Consider the following 14,336-nt stretch of genomic DNA (forward strand, 5'->3'; position numbering starts at 1 on the left):
CACAGCGACCGGGGCAGCCAGTATTGCAGCGGGCTGTTTCAGGACACGCTGAAAGCATATGGCATGCGTTCGTCGATGAGCCGCCGTGGCGATTGCTGGGACAACGCGCCGACCGAAAGCTTGTGGGCTTCGCTGAAAGTCGGTCGCCTGCATGGTCGGCACTTCGCCACACGGCGCGCGGTGATGGACGAAAACGTTGATTGGCTGGGTTTCTACAATGCCCATCGGCTACACTCGACGCTCGATTACGTCAGCCCTATGACGTTCGAGAAGAACTGGCTCGCTGCCCACCGAGCCGCCTGAATTCCCTCGGCTATGGGATACGTCAAACAGGGGCAAGGTCAGTAATTGCAAGGCTCAAGCACGCTTACGTTGCTGTCGGTGCATGGGCACTAAGGGCTTTACAGATTCCAGTTGGTATTTGGCATTGGCTTGCCGGCATGGATTTCGCTTATATGGTCCAGGCTAATCTCATGGGAGTGTCGATATGGGTAAATTGCGGAAATTCAGCCTTGTCTGCACAAAAATGGATAGTCGATGCATCTGTGCCTAAAAGGCGATATGGTGTGCGGCGACTCAATGCCACAAATCGATGATCCACATTTATGACATCTCTTGGTTAAAAAACGGGGCGTTTTATATGGATTCGACCAACTTCGCGCTTATGAGTGGGCGCATCAATACTCGCGAATTCCGTCTTTTAATGACGCGATATAGCATTGGACATTTGATGGGAAGATTACCAAAAGCAATTTTAATTTCGTGGTGCTTTTCGATCTGTTCATTTTTGTATGCCGCCGAATTGAGGGTCGATTTTGGCGACCAACGACAATATGTAAACTCCTTGAATGCGGTCAGAGTCGCATTGGGCGATCCTGTGTCGCTCCCGAATATTCCCGTCGGGAGAATATTGTATCAATTGAGGCCAGATGCGTCAAATATCGTCGAGGGAGATGTAGTTGAAATAATTGGAGTTGATCGCGAAGACCAAAATCCGGATCTTCGATTGGTGATGAAGCCATCTGACTTGTACTTAACAGGATTCATCGTTGGGCGCGTGTTTTACCGATTCTCTGATTTTGCAGGCTCGGCCGGCGGAAGAGTGCAGGTGAATGCGCCACGGCGGCTGGTAAATTCTACGGTAAATCTGGCAGTAGAGTCTGGCTACCTCTCGTTGACAAGGATTGCTGGGATAAGGGAGGATAGGACGGATTTGTCAATCGATAGAAATTCACTAAAGGATGGGTACAAGAAACTAATGAAACATGGTTCTTCGACTAAGACGATAAACAAAGCGGAGGCAATGGCCTTGCTTTCATACGCAACAGTGCTATCAGAGGCGATAAGGTTTCGCAGTATTCAAGGGAAATTTGCTGGGGCTGCATTGGGCCGTTATGCTTACGTTCCCTATCGATTAAGTGCCGAAGATTCACAGAGAACTGTACGGTGGGGGCGACTAAGTGACGAGATACGTAGCGTTAAGGGAGGCGCAACAGAAATCGGTGCGTCTTACGGGGACCCGATTCCAGTAAAAGACGTCAGAGACATTTTTGGAATGATTTCATCCACGATGAGCAAATAATATCGCATCAACAGCTCTATCCCTTCTATTAACGATCGCGTTCAGTAGTTTTTGCAGGGGTCGTTATGTAGGTCACGATCGTTTCAATTCGGCAACTGCGGCACCTACCGGGCCTTCAGTCCGGCATTTCTTAAGTTTCTAGCGGACGTGCGAATTGTGGGTCAAAAAATAAGTTCTTTCCATTTCGATGGCTGGCGTGGTGTTGGCCTCCGGTCTCGCGTTTGGCGGGAAATATGCGCGATTCACAGAATTTTCCGGTAGCAAGGTCAAGTTGACGCTTGCAAGCTATCCGAGCACCGCGCTCGTCACGTTGGACTTGCTGCATACCATATTTGAGACGCCAACGGTGCCGAAGGCGCGCGTGGCGGCCGTGATAGTGGCGAAGTAGCGGAGGCGTCGCAGTGTTACAGACAAACAGGCATCCGCAACGTAGCACGCAGCCGGTCCGACCGAGCGACACATATGCTAAAACCACTTAGTGTTCCGTCCCAGAAATAACTTTACATAGCCGAGCCACTTTCTGAAGGATGGGATAGGCGGTTGCGGTCAAGATGGACGGTTGTGGTGGTTGTAGCGTTCGACATAGCGCTCGATGCTGGTGATCAGTTGGCGCACATTTCTGAAGGATCCGCGTCTGATAGCCTGCTGCGTGATCATGCCAAACCAGCGCTCAACCTGATTGAGCCAGCTCGAATAAGTCGGCGTGAAGTGCATGTAATAACGCTCGTGTTTCGCCAGCCATCCCTTGACCTTCGGGTGTTTATGCGTAGCGTAGTTATCGACGATCAGATGCACGTCAAGATCCTCGGGAACTGCGTGATCAATGTGCTTCAGAAGGGCCAGAAACTCCTGATGCCGGTGACGCGACTTGCATTGTGCGATGACCTCGCCGGTCGCCGCATTGAGCGCAGCAAACAACGTTGTTGTGCCATGCCGGATGTAGTCGTGCGTCACACCTTCGAGATAGCCCAGACCCATCGGCAACACTGGCTGCGAGCGCTCAGGTGCCTGGCATTGGCTCTTCTCGTCGACACACAGCACCAGCGCGTTGGTGGGCGGACTCAGATACAGGCCGACAATGTCGCGCACCTTCTCGACGAAGTACGGATCGGTAGAAAGCTTAAAGCTCTTCGAGCGATGAGGCTGCACACCGAACAGCGACAGATACCGGGCCACCGAGCTCTTCGAAATGCCCGTTTGCGCAGCAGCTGAACGCGCGCTCCAGTGCGTTGCGCCACCCGGTTTCTCGTGCAGCACCTTTGCCAGTAGCTCGGCCACCGTTTCATCGCCGTGCGCGCGCGGCCACCCCGGACGCTTCGTCATGCAGACCGGCGAGCCCCTGCGCGACGAAGCGCTTCTTCCAATGCGTGATCGCAGGAGAAGTGACTTCACATTGCACCGCGATCTCCCGGCTCGTATGGCCGTTCGCTGCCATCAGGACGATCTTTGCTCGGCGCACCAGAGAATGAGGCAGCGAACACGAACGGCTCATTGACAACAATTGTTCTCGCTCCAGATGGGACACGACAACCTCGATTCCCTTACGTCCCATGATCGTCTCCCACACACCATGAGTCGATCATAGAACACGCTGGATTTACGTAAAGTTATTTCTGGGACGGAACACTAGCCTGATCCGATCATGATGGTTTGCAATATGTGTCGCTCGATTACGCCGATCCGGGAATGGCTCGAATATGCCGGTCAGTGGTAACATTCAGTATGCTTGATTGTGGAGCCCCCCCAAGTCAAAGTCCTATCACCTTTAAGATTGCTTCGGGCAATCGGTCGCCTCTCACCTCGATCCTCGAGATTCTCTCACTGATCTGGCTCACGTCTTCCTCAGTCAAATCGACGTCGAGGGCGCCAAGATTCTCCTCTAGGCGGTGCAGCTTCGTTGTGCCTGGAATTGGTACGATCCAACTTTTGCGTGCCAGCAGCCACGCCAGCGCGATCTGTGCCAGCGTGGCGTTCTTGTCTACAGCGAAAGTCTCCAGCACCTCGATCAGTGCCTTATTCGCCTTGCGCGCTTGCGGCGAGAACCGTGGGACGGAATTGCGAAAGTCTGTCGGATGGAGTCTGGTATTTTCGTCGATCCTGCCGGTCAGAAAACCGGCGCCTAGAGGACTGAACGCCACGAAACCAATCCCGAATTCTTCCAGAGTCGACAATAGCCCTCCTTCCGGCCCGCGCCAAAATAGCGAATACTCGCTCTGGACGGCTGTCACAGTTTGCACGGCATGGGCGCGGCGGATCGTCTGCACGCCTGCCTCCGACAGCCCAAAGTGCCTGACCTTGCCCTGAGCAATAAGGTCTTTGATCGCACCGGCAACATCCTCAATTGGAACAGTAGGGTCGACGCGATGCTGATAAAAGAGGTCAATACGGTCGGTGCGCAGGCGCTTCAGGCAGGCATCCGCCACGGCCTTGATATGTGTGGGCCGACTGTTCGTACCGCCCCTGCGCTCACCCGTCGCCATGTCGATGTCGAAGCCGAATTTCGTGGCGATAACCACCTGATCGCGGATTGGCTGCAATGCCTCTCCGACAAGCTCTTCATTGATAAACGGCCCATACGATTCGGCTGTGTCAAACAGCGTAACGCCGCGCTCATAAGCTGCTCGGATGAGGCTGATCATTTCCTGTTTGTCGCCCGGCGGCCCGTATAGGGCGCTCATGCTCATACAACCAAGGCCGAGGGCAGAGACTTTCAAGTTGCTCCGTCCAAGTTTGCGTATTTGCATAGATCTTCCTCCCGTTGACCGGATGGCAATTTTCAATAAGTCTAGCCAAATATCAATACTGCTCACGAACGAATTGTTCGATTCGATAGCACGCCTCATTCAGTCTCTGCTCATCCACCACCAGTCCTAGTCTCACGAAGCCATTCGCAGTAGGACCGAAGAGACTGGCATCCAGCAGAGAAACGCCCTTCTCTCGAAAGAGTTTCCAAGTGAAGTCATATGTGCTCAGTCCCGTTTCGCGGATGTCGATCATCATGAACATGCCCGCCTCGGGAAGCAGACATTTCACATTTGGGACGGCATGCAGGCGTTGAAAAACCGCATCACGCCGACGGCGATATAGTTCTCGCATCTGGGCAATGACGGATTGACGTTGTTCAAGCGCCGCCACGCCGGCTTGCTGAATAAAACCCGGTAGTCCATACGACATACAAAGTGCCAGTCGACCCAGATGACCGATCGCTGGTTCCGGTGCGATAACCCACCCTAGGCGCCAACCGGTCATTGCATACGACTTCGAAAAGCTGCCCAACGTCATCGTTCGGCTCGCCATGCCTTCCAGAGAGGCGATGCTAGTGTGGTCGCGCTCAAAAGTGAGGTCTGCATACACCTCGTCAGCGACGACCCATAAATCCCGCTCGCGCGCCAGCGCAGCGATGAGTTCAAGTTGCTCACGCGACATCACCGCGCCAGTCGGATTGCAGGGCGTCGCGAAGAAGATTGCGCGTGTGCGCGCACTGAGTGCGAACTTAAGCGCCTTGCAGTCCAGATGGAAGCCATTCGCAGCGTCCACCGCTACGGGCACGAGCGTGGCGCCCGAAGCACGGATTGCCGCTTCGTACGTCAGATACATCGGCTCAGGCACAATCGCTTCGTCGCCCGGCCCGCAAACGCAGAGCGACGACGCGAACAACCCATTCTGAACGCCGGCACAGACAAACACATTCGACTTGGTCACCTGACGGCCCGTGTCGGCCTGATGTTCTGCCGCGATCGCCTCACGCAGATTGTCTCGACCAACGCCGCCGGTGTAATGTGTATCGCCGTCGCGCAGAGCGGAAATGGCACGGTCAACGATGGGAGCGGGAGTTGGCAAGTCGGGATCGCCGACGCTGAGCACGATCACGTCTTCGCCCCGAGCGGCTGCGCGCCGGGCCGCCTTGTGAATGTCCCACGCCGACGTTCGCGCGCCCTGCAAACGGTCGACGAGATTCGCGAATTTCAAGTTAACCTCCTCTAAAAAATCGAGGCGAGTTCCACTCGCTTTTTTTGATCGTGCGTGTGTCTATACCTCTTGGGATGGGTCGATAATGTACGGAGGAAACCGAAGTATCAACCTCGACCGGCCGATGATTTCAAACGTTGGCTCGCAATGCGATAGCCGGATACACAACCTCGCTAACGAATTGGACAATAGTTCCGTACCGCTTCGCGGGCCGCCAGGGCAACGACTTGCCGCACACATACGACAACGCAGTTTTCCTAAAAATGGCCATTTCAGCGAGAAGCTGCGTCCAGCAGTCGGTCGACTATGCATCCAATAACCGCTGAAACATCTTTGATTCGAGTTCTCGAAAGCGGACATAATCTCTCTCCAGAGCCTGATTGTCGTTGGATAAGAGAAAGGCATAGCCCGGTCGGCCGGCGCTGTCGTGTGTCTTTGGCAGATAGTCGCCGATCTCTGGAAATACAACCATCCGCTCCAGTGTCGCTAATTCGGCGAAAGGACTAAGATCCGGATTATTCATGACATGTCCAGCCCTATTGGAACACATGTAGACAAACCTCAGGCCTTCTTGTCTTGACGCACGCAATGCGTTCGCTCGCCAACGGAACTGTCCCGGGTTTAATACTGTTTCAACCGTCACAGAAAGTTGACTGTACCCTTGCGCTTCCTCGACGGCCGCGAACAGTTGAGCGCCGCTCAGGCGCGCGCCGCACTCAATGAGTCGCGGTCCATCGACTGTCAACATTACCTCACAGTGTGCCGCGCCGTTCCGAATTCCGAGCGCGTCGAGTGTATCAAGAACATATCTCTCGACCTTTTCGAAAATTTCGGTCCGCCGCATTACGAGTTCGGCATAGTCATCTGTCGAGATTCTGTCTTCCAAGCCACCGACACCGATCCACATATCAGTGACAAAGTGATCGCCCTCGCAGCTGACGCTATTTACCATCAACTCGTCACCTTGAAGACGTTCTTGAATCACGAACTCGGTATTTACTACTCCTGTCACGTTGGTTTTACCATGATTTGCCGCGAACGCGGCTTTTATGTCGTTGTTACTCGAACATAGCACGACACCATCCGACCTGGCTCCCATTGTTGGTTTGAATATGACCGTGCCCAACTCCGACTCACTGTACCAAGTGAGAAGCTCGCTGAGCGACTGTGAAGCAAACTGCCTCATGCTGGGTACACCAGTCTTTCTGAGTGCTTCGATCATATGAAATTTGTTTCTGCGAGCGGACGTTGTTGCAGCGTCATTTCTCGGAACAGTGAAATTATCAGCTAATAAATCCGCGACCACGACACCCGACTCGCAACCGGGCATGATTGCTTTGACTGAATACGCGCGGAGCTTCGCGAGTAGCTCCGACAGGGTATTCCGTTCAAGACTGAAGTTCGCGATATAGTCGAGTGGGTTGTAGCCAAAACGCGACGTTCTTTCGGTGGAGCTAACGTGTATGCACTCATATCCATGACCGACGAAAGCAGGTGCCAAGTATCGTCCAGAATACCATCCGTTAACAATCACTATCACGTTCCTACTTCTAGTTTGCATTTAGCGTCCTCGCAATACTAGACACAAAATTGAGATGTGCAGTGCACCACGCTGGCGAGACCAAATAGTTATTGCATATGACCAGCTCACATAGGAAAGGAAACAACTCGTTGCTTATTGTCGAACTGGAGTCTACAGGTAACAGCGACGCTACATTGTCTATGGCAACGACATCAACGGCGATTTCTCCTGAACCGCATCTTCGTATCGGTCTTGAGAAATCGGTTGGCTCCCGATATATACGTATAGGATTATATGGACTCGCCGCGTCGCAACTTACGTCGCCAACCATCGAAAGTCGATGTGGTTCCACGAGCATTTCTTGATTAAGCAGTACGGGTGTTGTCTCGTCTGACCGTATGCAGTTGAAAAGGATGTCAAAATCTAAAATTTCTCTACGCAAGCCCGAACCAGTCTCCGCTCGCCCCCACCGTTCATGGCATAGACCAAGGACATTCATCAGGTGACGTACTCCCGATCCGGTCATTCCTTTTGCACCAGCTATGACAATCCTCGCGCTTCTTACCTTTTCAATCTTCCGCTCCAAAAACTCCACGAGATCTTCAAAGCTGCCATGGAACGGTTTCTCGAGGGATACTTCTGCCATATTATTCATCTTTCTTTCCATAAGTTCCAGGGTCACAGCAGCACCACACACGCCCGCCCAGAAACTTACCCCCCGGCTTACGAGTTCTGCGCCCCTAAAGTCTCGAAGATACTCAAGATCGAGCAGTGTTCCACCGCCTCGAATGAACCTGTCAAGCAGATCACCCGCGCGCATCTGTTGTTTGAAGACATGGCCGAAATAGATGTGGGTGTGCCGGATCTCCTTGACATCTTCACTGAGCTCTTTCAATCCTAAGATGTACGCATCTGGAGGCGCGTATTGCCAAGTCTGCGGCTTTACGATCTCACAACCGACCATTTCATATTGTACGTCAGAGAAGCACCGCATCGGAGATTGCTCTACAGTGACTCTAATCCCTTTCTTGACTAGCATCGCTGCATGAATCGGTATAAGCGGCGTGCGGCGCTCAAAATGTTTGGTTTCGCATCGAAGCCAGAAGTGCATGAAGCCCTCTTGAGCCAGTGGAAAATTACGCCTATCGTGAAGCTCGACTACAGCTATGACAGACACCCAGACACCCTCCGATAACTCCGGCTTGGCGCACGATTTACGTTCTTCTCGCGAAGCGACACAGTTAATGTGTAATCTTGCCTCGTGTTTGTAAATGAACTCATTGAGCCGCGCCAGTAGTATTGGCATACCGACGTGCACTCACCAGACAGAGTAGTTTTCCGGAAGGGCGACTTATAGAAAGTGGAGACACTGCGTACTCCCTTTAAATTGAACGTGAAAGTAGATTGCCAATTTTGCTGGCCAAGCACCGCGCTGCAAAAACGGGCAACATGTGCTCAGCTGTCGGTGTGGACTGTCTTCTTCTGTCGCGTTATGCCTCGACGGAATTGTGTCCACGCGGACCACTCTTGTGCACATTTTGTGCCAAATTCGCACGAGTCGGCGAATCGCTAGTCGATTCGGCCTTCCGGCGAGTTTTGCGTTCCTGCGGACTGTAGAATTCTGGGTGTCGCCGTTACGACAAACATGCTTAGTTTTGTCGCAGACGCGACGTTTGAGAACGTTGTGAGCGCGGCAATGGCACCAGTACAACCATCCTGCTAACGTCGAAGAGATCATCAATCCCCGAAGCACCATCGTTGATATGCTCGCCCGCCTCCAAGCTCTGGTGCGCTGGAAATTGTTTTTGTATCCTTCACGTGGCTTCTGCGTGCGCTAACCTTGTTTGCGAAGAACGGAATCAAATAACCTCCGTCGTCGCTGCAGATGGTTGCATCTCTGCGTATATCTCAGAACGCCTTTTCTGATCGAGCATTGACTTCGCCGTCAGAAGAAGCGACTGAAAGACATCGCCCGATATGCGCATGCGCTGCCTCGACATCATCCAAGGTAAGGCCCGATTGCTTCAGGGTCGCCGCCAGCGGCACTACGAAACTCTCCTTCAGATGCCGCTCAAAACGTTCGACTTTGCCCTTGGTCTTGCCCCCCCGTAGGGGCGGCATACTTTCGGTGTGAAGCCGTACGTTGCCGCCAGTGCAAGCAACTGAGCATTCCATCGATGCTGGCTTTCGCCGAAGGGATCGCATTCGACAATTACTGACTTCGCGTTATCAAACAGCACTTGCTCGGGCGTTCCACCAAAGTGGAAAAACGCTTCGTGCAGGCACTCGCACAGGGTCGTCGCATCCTCGCCGGCGGTGAAGCGCACGAAGCTCGGACGGCTGTAGCCACGCGTCGCCACCAACGCCGGCAGTGGCACGCGGCCCTGCGAATGACCGCAAAGTCGGCGTGCATCTGCTTGCTCGGCGCCGTCTCGAAGCGAACCACCGGCTCCGCTTCGGCGTGCTTATGCGGCGCTAGAAATGCCTTCAGTTGGCTGATGCCGCCTTCATAACCGGCATCGCGCAGTTCTCCAAGCAGCACCGTCGCCGGAATCCAGTGCGGCGAGCCGCAAACAGTTGCACGAATTCTTCGCGACACTTCACGCGTGCATAGTGGTCATGGAATCCTGTGCCGGCGCGCACTACGTCGCTCGCAAGCGGGCTGATATTAGCCATCAGGTTAAGCTGATCTCGCCGCAGTTGTGAAGCCTTTCGTCAAGAGTAACAAAAACGACTTTGCGGATGCCGAGCCGATCTGTGAGGCAGCTTCGCGTTCGTCGATGCGCCTCGTGACGCCGAAGACGGAATCCCAACAGACGCTGTCGGTACTGCATCGGGTGCGAGAATCTCTTGTACGCGACCGTACCAAGACCGTGAACGAGATGCATGGCTTTCTGCTCGAGTTCGGCATCGGGCTACCGACTGGCCTGGCAGTTATTTGGCGCGTGCGGGCCATGCTTGCCGAACATATGTTGCCGCCCTATGTGGTCAGCACGCTGCAAGGTCTACACGCCTACTTCAAATACCTCGGCGGGCAGGTCGACGAGATTGAGAAGGAGATCCGGCTGCAACTAGCCGACGGTGATCTCGGCCAGCGTCTGCTGAGCATACCGGGCGTGGGCCCAATTACCACAAGTGTACTTGCAGCGGAGACGGGCGATGGCCAGCAATAAGGATGCAGTCGCGATTTTTCCGCGGCCGTTGGCCTCGTACCGCGGCAGTACAGCACAGGCGGTCGATCCAATCTACTAGACAGCAGCAAGCGCGGGGACAAAAATCTCAGGCGCTTGTTGGTGCAGTGTGCCCGAGCCTACATGCAGCGCCTGGACCGACAGACCGGACGGCTGGCCGCCTGGGTGCGCTCGATGCTCATGCGTCGACATTCCAACGTGGTGGCCTGTGCGCTGGCCAACAAGCTGGCGCGCACCGCCTGGGCACTGGCGATGCACCAAACGACGTTCAATGCAGGATGAGGCGAAATGCGCCCCCGAACGTTTACGCCGGATACGTCAAGAATCAGCGTTGCAAAAAGGGAGGGGACGATAGATTTACATCGGCGCTCACACCAATCGCCACGCGCACCGGTTCATCGTCTCATCGGTTCCGGGAAAGCGTGAGAAACCCAATGCCACTCGCAACGCGACGACAAGCCATATTGATCAGTCGTCACGCTGCAAGGGCGGACAGGATAACCTCTGCTGGGCCTGCCGACCAAGTTGATGCTCGCCAAAAATCGCGCAGCTTAACGCGCACCGAAACCGGACGTCTCACATGGTAGATACCACACTGACGCGTGGTGCACCGGAGGCGCGTCGTCGCTGACGATGCGCGGCCAAGCCTATCTGTTTTGCGAATGGCTAACCGTTATTGGCTACATTGTTTCAATTTTATCCACGGCCTAGAGGGTGTTATGAACTTTCAGTTGGACCTGGTATCGTGGTGTGATGACACCACGCAAGCCATACCTGACTGATTTGACGGACGAAGAATGGAGCTTCGCCGCTCCTTACTTGACCTTGATGAACGAAGAGGCACCGCAACGCCGATACGAAATTCGCGAAATGTTCAACGCGCTGCGCTGGATGGCGCGAGCCGGTGCCTCGTGGCGTATGCTGCTGACCAACTTCCCGCCGTGGGAACTGGTCTATCAGCAAACAGAACGGTGGCTGAACGCGGGTTGTTTCGAGGCGATGGTTAGCGATTTGCGTTCGGTGCTGCGTATCGCCCAGGAGCGCCGGGGGCAACCCAGCGCGGTTATCCTGGATGGACGCACGTTGCAGTCCACGTGCGAAAGCGGCCCGCGTGCGGGCTACGATGGCTATAAGCGCAAGCGTGGCAGCAAGGTACACATGGCGGTCGATACGCTGGGCAATCTGCTGGCTGTGCACATTACGCCGGCCAACGAGCAGGAGCGAGCGCAGGTTGCCGAGCTTGCCCGCCAGGTTCAGCAGGTAACGGGTCAGACAGTGAAGGTGGCATTCGCTGACCAAGGCTATACAGGGGAGGATGCGGCGCAGGCCGCGCGTGATGATGGCATTGAACTGCAGGTTATCAAGCTGCCGGAGGCGAAAAAAGGCTTTGTCCTCCTGCCGCGTCGCTGGGTGGTCGAGCGCAGCTTTGGCTGGTTGAACCGCTTTCGGCGGCTCACACGAGATTACGAGCGACTTCCGCAGACGCTTGCAGGGCTTCATTTCGTCGTCTTCGCAATGTTGATGCTCATTCATGCTGCGGCGATTATCCAAGGTTGCTAACACCCTCTAAGTCGTGATCGACCGTCCGGCCCATGTCGGCGGGTATTCTTGCGCTCAAGAGCTCCGTTCACCGGGTTTCGGAGCGCTTGTGCGGTCGGCTCCGTTGTGCGTCATTCGCTCCAGCGCGCCGGCATTGATGCGCCGACTATGGGAGCACACCAGTTTCGCCACGGATTGGCCACCGAGATGCTGTGCCACGGTGCGTCGCTCGGCGAGATCGGCGAACTCCTTGGACACCGGCATCCACAGACCACGAGGATTTACACGAAGGTCGATATCAAGGCGCTGCGTACGCTGGCCGTGCCATGGCCAGGAGGTGTGCGATGAACACGCTTCGGCAAGCAGTCGAGGAGTACGTCACCGTGAGACGTGCCCTGGGATTCAAGCTGAATGAGGCAGACAAGGGATTGCGCGACTTTGTCGGTTTCATCGAACAACGCCGTGCCTCGTACATCACGCAATCGCTCGCTCTCGAATGGGCTCAACAACCATCACACCAGCGACCCGCAAGCTGGGCACAGAGGCTGGGCTTTGTCCGTTTGTTCGCGCGCTATCGCAGTGCAACCGATCCACGCACCCAGATCCCAGCGCAGGGCCTACTTCCGTTTCGGCCGACGCGGGCACGACCATATCTATATTCGGACGGCGAGATCCGGGCGCTGCTGGACGCAGCACTTCATATGCCATGCAGGTTCCAACGGGATGAACTGCAGCCATGGACGTATCATTGCCTGTTCGGGCTCCTCAGCGTAACGGGTATGCGTCTGGGTGAAGTCAGAAACCTTGAGCTTGAAGACGTCGATCGGACGACAGGAATATTGACGATTCGCGGCACCAAGTTCGGCAAGTCGAGACTCGTGCCTTTACATGCTTCGACCTGCAAGGTATTGGCCACCTACATTGCACGCCGGCAATGTCTTTGGTCCGGGCGAACCGTGTCATCCTACATGTTCGTTTCCAACAGGGGAAACCGGCTGGACAACAGCGAGATTCATCGCGCCTTTTATCGACTCTCCCGCCAGATTGGGCTGCGCGGCGAATTCGACAGTCACGGGCCACGGCTGCATGACATGAGGCACGTCTTTGCGACGAGAACGCTTTTACATTGGTACCGGTCCGGACAGGACCCCGAGCGTCGTCTGCCCATCCTGTCGGCCTACCTCGGTCATGTCCATGTGGCCGATACGCAGTGGTACCTCAACGCTTCGCCGGAACTCATGCGCGAGTCGATGCGCCGACTCGAGCGGCATTGGGAGAACCGCTCATGAACACGTCTGCCAGCTTTGCTCCCCTTCTGGAACGCTTCTTTATACAGCGCCTGATGCAGCAGCGGCAGGCCAGTCCTCACACCATCATCTCGTATCGAGACACCTTCCGCCAGTTTCTGAGGTTCGCCGAGCAACGCCTGCACAAGCCGCCGTCAGGTATGGACTTCAGGGACATTGACGCCCCGTTGGTCGCGGCGTTTCTGGACGACCTGGAGAAGCACCATGACGTAAGCGTCCGCAGCCGCAATCTCCGCCTCACGGCAATTCACTCGTTCTTCCGGTACGCAACACTCGAAGCCCCGGAGCATTCCGCACAGATTCAGCGCGTGCTTGCCATTCCCAGCAAGCGCTTCACCCGCACGCTCGTCAACTTCCTGACCCGTCCGGAGGTCGACGCACTCCTTGCCGCGCCAGATCAACGTACCTGGTCCGGCCGACGCGATCATGCCTTCCTGCTGGTGGCTGCGCAGACCGGCCTGCGTTTATCCGAGATGACCGGACTCAAACGTGAGGACCTCGTTCTGGGTGCCGGCGCTCATGTGCGCGTAATCGGCAAGGGCCGTAAGGAACGCTGCACGCCGGTCACGAGGTCCACGCGAGCCGTATTGAAATCCTGATTGCATGAGCCGCAGCGCGGTGATGGTGATGTGCTGTTTCCGAACGCCAGGGGAGGACGTCTCAGTGTTCACGGCGTGCAGTATCTGCTAAACAAACATCGAGAAGCGGCCTCAAGAGTGTGTCCCTCCTTGAACAAGAAGTGGATCACAGTCCACTGCTTGAGGCATACGGTGGCTATGGACCTTCTTCAATCGGGCGTTCCTCGCTCAGTGATTGCGTTGTGGCTCGGGCACGAATCGGTAGAAACAACGCAGATCTATCTCGAGGCGACGCTTGCAATGAAGGAGCAGGCCCTTGCGAAGATGTCGCCGCTACGCGGCAAGGCGGGGCGCTTCCGCCCGACAGACCAACTGCTCGCCTTTCTGAATAGCCTGTAGGTTCACGAAACTATGTTGGGCGATCGGGGCGATGCTTCTGTTCTGAGGCGCGCAATCCGTGGGCCAATATGAACTCTCATCGATATCGCCCGACATAGTCCGGCAGGGAAGATAGTGGCGCCTGTACTAAACCGCTGAAGCGGTAGTGGGGGGAATGGCTGACGTCAATGCCTGACGTTCAGGCAGCACGGTGGTCTACTGCCGAACCGCCGGCATGGCAGGCCAGCCGCCTGGAGCAGTATGGAAGTG

Annotated in this window: 9 protein-coding genes and 4 pseudogenes; 7 read left to right on the forward strand and 6 right to left on the reverse strand. The window is 55.3% G+C overall.

The window, feature by feature from the left end:
• Together AB3X94_RS39995 and AB3X94_RS40000 are read left to right on the forward strand one after the other, a co-directional pair.
• Nucleotides 1–303 (forward strand): integrase core domain-containing protein (locus AB3X94_RS39995; protein WP_368594231.1); only part of this gene is annotated, 303 nt, incomplete at its 5' end.
• A 289-nt stretch (nt 304–592) separates the two neighbouring features.
• A complete protein-coding gene (locus AB3X94_RS40000) occupies nt 593–1,582 on the forward strand; it encodes a ribosome-inactivating family protein (RefSeq protein ID WP_368594230.1) in 990 nt (329 codons plus the stop codon).
• A gap of 475 nt (nt 1,583–2,057) precedes the next feature.
• Here AB3X94_RS40000 and AB3X94_RS40005 read toward each other — a convergent pair.
• From AB3X94_RS40005 to istA, 6 genes and pseudogenes are all read right to left on the reverse strand, one after another.
• A pseudogene (locus AB3X94_RS40005) lies at nt 2,058–3,134 on the reverse strand (IS630 family transposase).
• A 196-nt stretch (nt 3,135–3,330) separates the two neighbouring features.
• Entirely contained in the window at nt 3,331–4,326 is a 996-nt protein-coding gene (locus tag AB3X94_RS40010; RefSeq protein ID WP_176112084.1) for an aldo/keto reductase, read from the reverse strand.
• A gap of 52 nt (nt 4,327–4,378) precedes the next feature.
• Nucleotides 4,379–5,551 (reverse strand): pyridoxal phosphate-dependent aminotransferase, encoded by a 1,173-nt coding sequence (locus AB3X94_RS40015; RefSeq protein WP_368594229.1) that lies wholly within the window; start codon nt 5,549–5,551, stop codon nt 4,379–4,381.
• 304 nt (nt 5,552–5,855) lie between these two features.
• Nucleotides 5,856–7,112, reverse strand: a complete 1,257-nt coding sequence (locus tag AB3X94_RS40020; RefSeq protein ID WP_176112086.1) for an ATP-grasp domain-containing protein — start codon at nt 7,110–7,112, stop codon at nt 5,856–5,858.
• Nucleotides 7,102–8,184: a saccharopine dehydrogenase gene (locus AB3X94_RS40025; protein ID WP_368594228.1), complete on the reverse strand. Its 1,083-nt coding sequence runs from the start codon at nt 8,182–8,184 to the stop codon at nt 7,102–7,104. Before AB3X94_RS40025 ends, AB3X94_RS40020 begins: the two co-directional genes overlap by 11 nt.
• An 851-nt stretch (nt 8,185–9,035) precedes the next feature.
• Nucleotides 9,036–9,636, reverse strand: a pseudogene (gene istA, locus AB3X94_RS40030) (IS21 family transposase); the annotation flags it as partial.
• A gap of 2 nt (nt 9,637–9,638) precedes the next feature.
• On the opposite strand from istA, the pseudogene AB3X94_RS40035 reads away from it, so the two are divergent.
• From AB3X94_RS40035 to AB3X94_RS40055, 5 genes and pseudogenes are all read left to right on the forward strand, one after another.
• Nucleotides 9,639–10,546 (forward strand): annotated as a pseudogene (locus AB3X94_RS40035) (IS110 family transposase); the annotation flags it as partial.
• Nucleotides 10,547–11,017: 471 nt separating this feature from the next.
• Nucleotides 11,018–11,824, forward strand: a complete 807-nt coding sequence (locus AB3X94_RS40040) for an IS5 family transposase (protein ID WP_368614353.1) — start codon at nt 11,018–11,020, stop codon at nt 11,822–11,824.
• 105 nt (nt 11,825–11,929) lie between these two features.
• On the forward strand, nt 11,930–12,151 hold the full coding sequence (locus AB3X94_RS40045) for a tyrosine-type recombinase/integrase (protein WP_312883708.1): 222 nt from the start codon (nt 11,930–11,932) through the stop codon (nt 12,149–12,151).
• Nucleotides 12,148–13,092, forward strand: a complete 945-nt coding sequence (locus AB3X94_RS40050) for a tyrosine-type recombinase/integrase (protein WP_368614354.1) — start codon at nt 12,148–12,150, stop codon at nt 13,090–13,092. The genes AB3X94_RS40045 and AB3X94_RS40050 overlap by 4 nt, the downstream gene beginning before the upstream one ends.
• Nucleotides 13,089–14,087, forward strand: a pseudogene (locus AB3X94_RS40055) (site-specific integrase). Before AB3X94_RS40050 ends, AB3X94_RS40055 begins: the two are co-directional and overlap by 4 nt.
• The last annotated feature ends 249 nt before the right edge of the window (nt 14,088–14,336 follow it).

Source organism: Paraburkholderia sp. BR10923 (assembly GCF_040948765.1).
Classification (GTDB): Bacteria; Pseudomonadota; Gammaproteobacteria; order Burkholderiales; family Burkholderiaceae; genus Paraburkholderia; species Paraburkholderia youngii.

Coding starts and splice junctions, on each gene's coding strand:
- AB3X94_RS40000 (WP_368594230.1), top strand. CDS start 593: ATGATCCACATTTATGACATCTCTTGGTTAAAAAACGGGGCGTTTTAT.
- AB3X94_RS40010 (WP_176112084.1), bottom strand. CDS start 4,326: ATGCAAATACGCAAACTTGGACGGAGCAACTTGAAAGTCTCTGCCCTC.
- AB3X94_RS40020 (WP_176112086.1), bottom strand. CDS start 7,112: ATGCAAACTAGAAGTAGGAACGTGATAGTGATTGTTAACGGATGGTAT.
- AB3X94_RS40025 (WP_368594228.1), bottom strand. CDS start 8,184: ATGCACTTCTGGCTTCGATGCGAAACCAAACATTTTGAGCGCCGCACG.
- AB3X94_RS40040 (WP_368614353.1), top strand. CDS start 11,018: ATGACACCACGCAAGCCATACCTGACTGATTTGACGGACGAAGAATGG.
- AB3X94_RS40050 (WP_368614354.1), top strand. CDS start 12,148: ATGAACACGCTTCGGCAAGCAGTCGAGGAGTACGTCACCGTGAGACGT.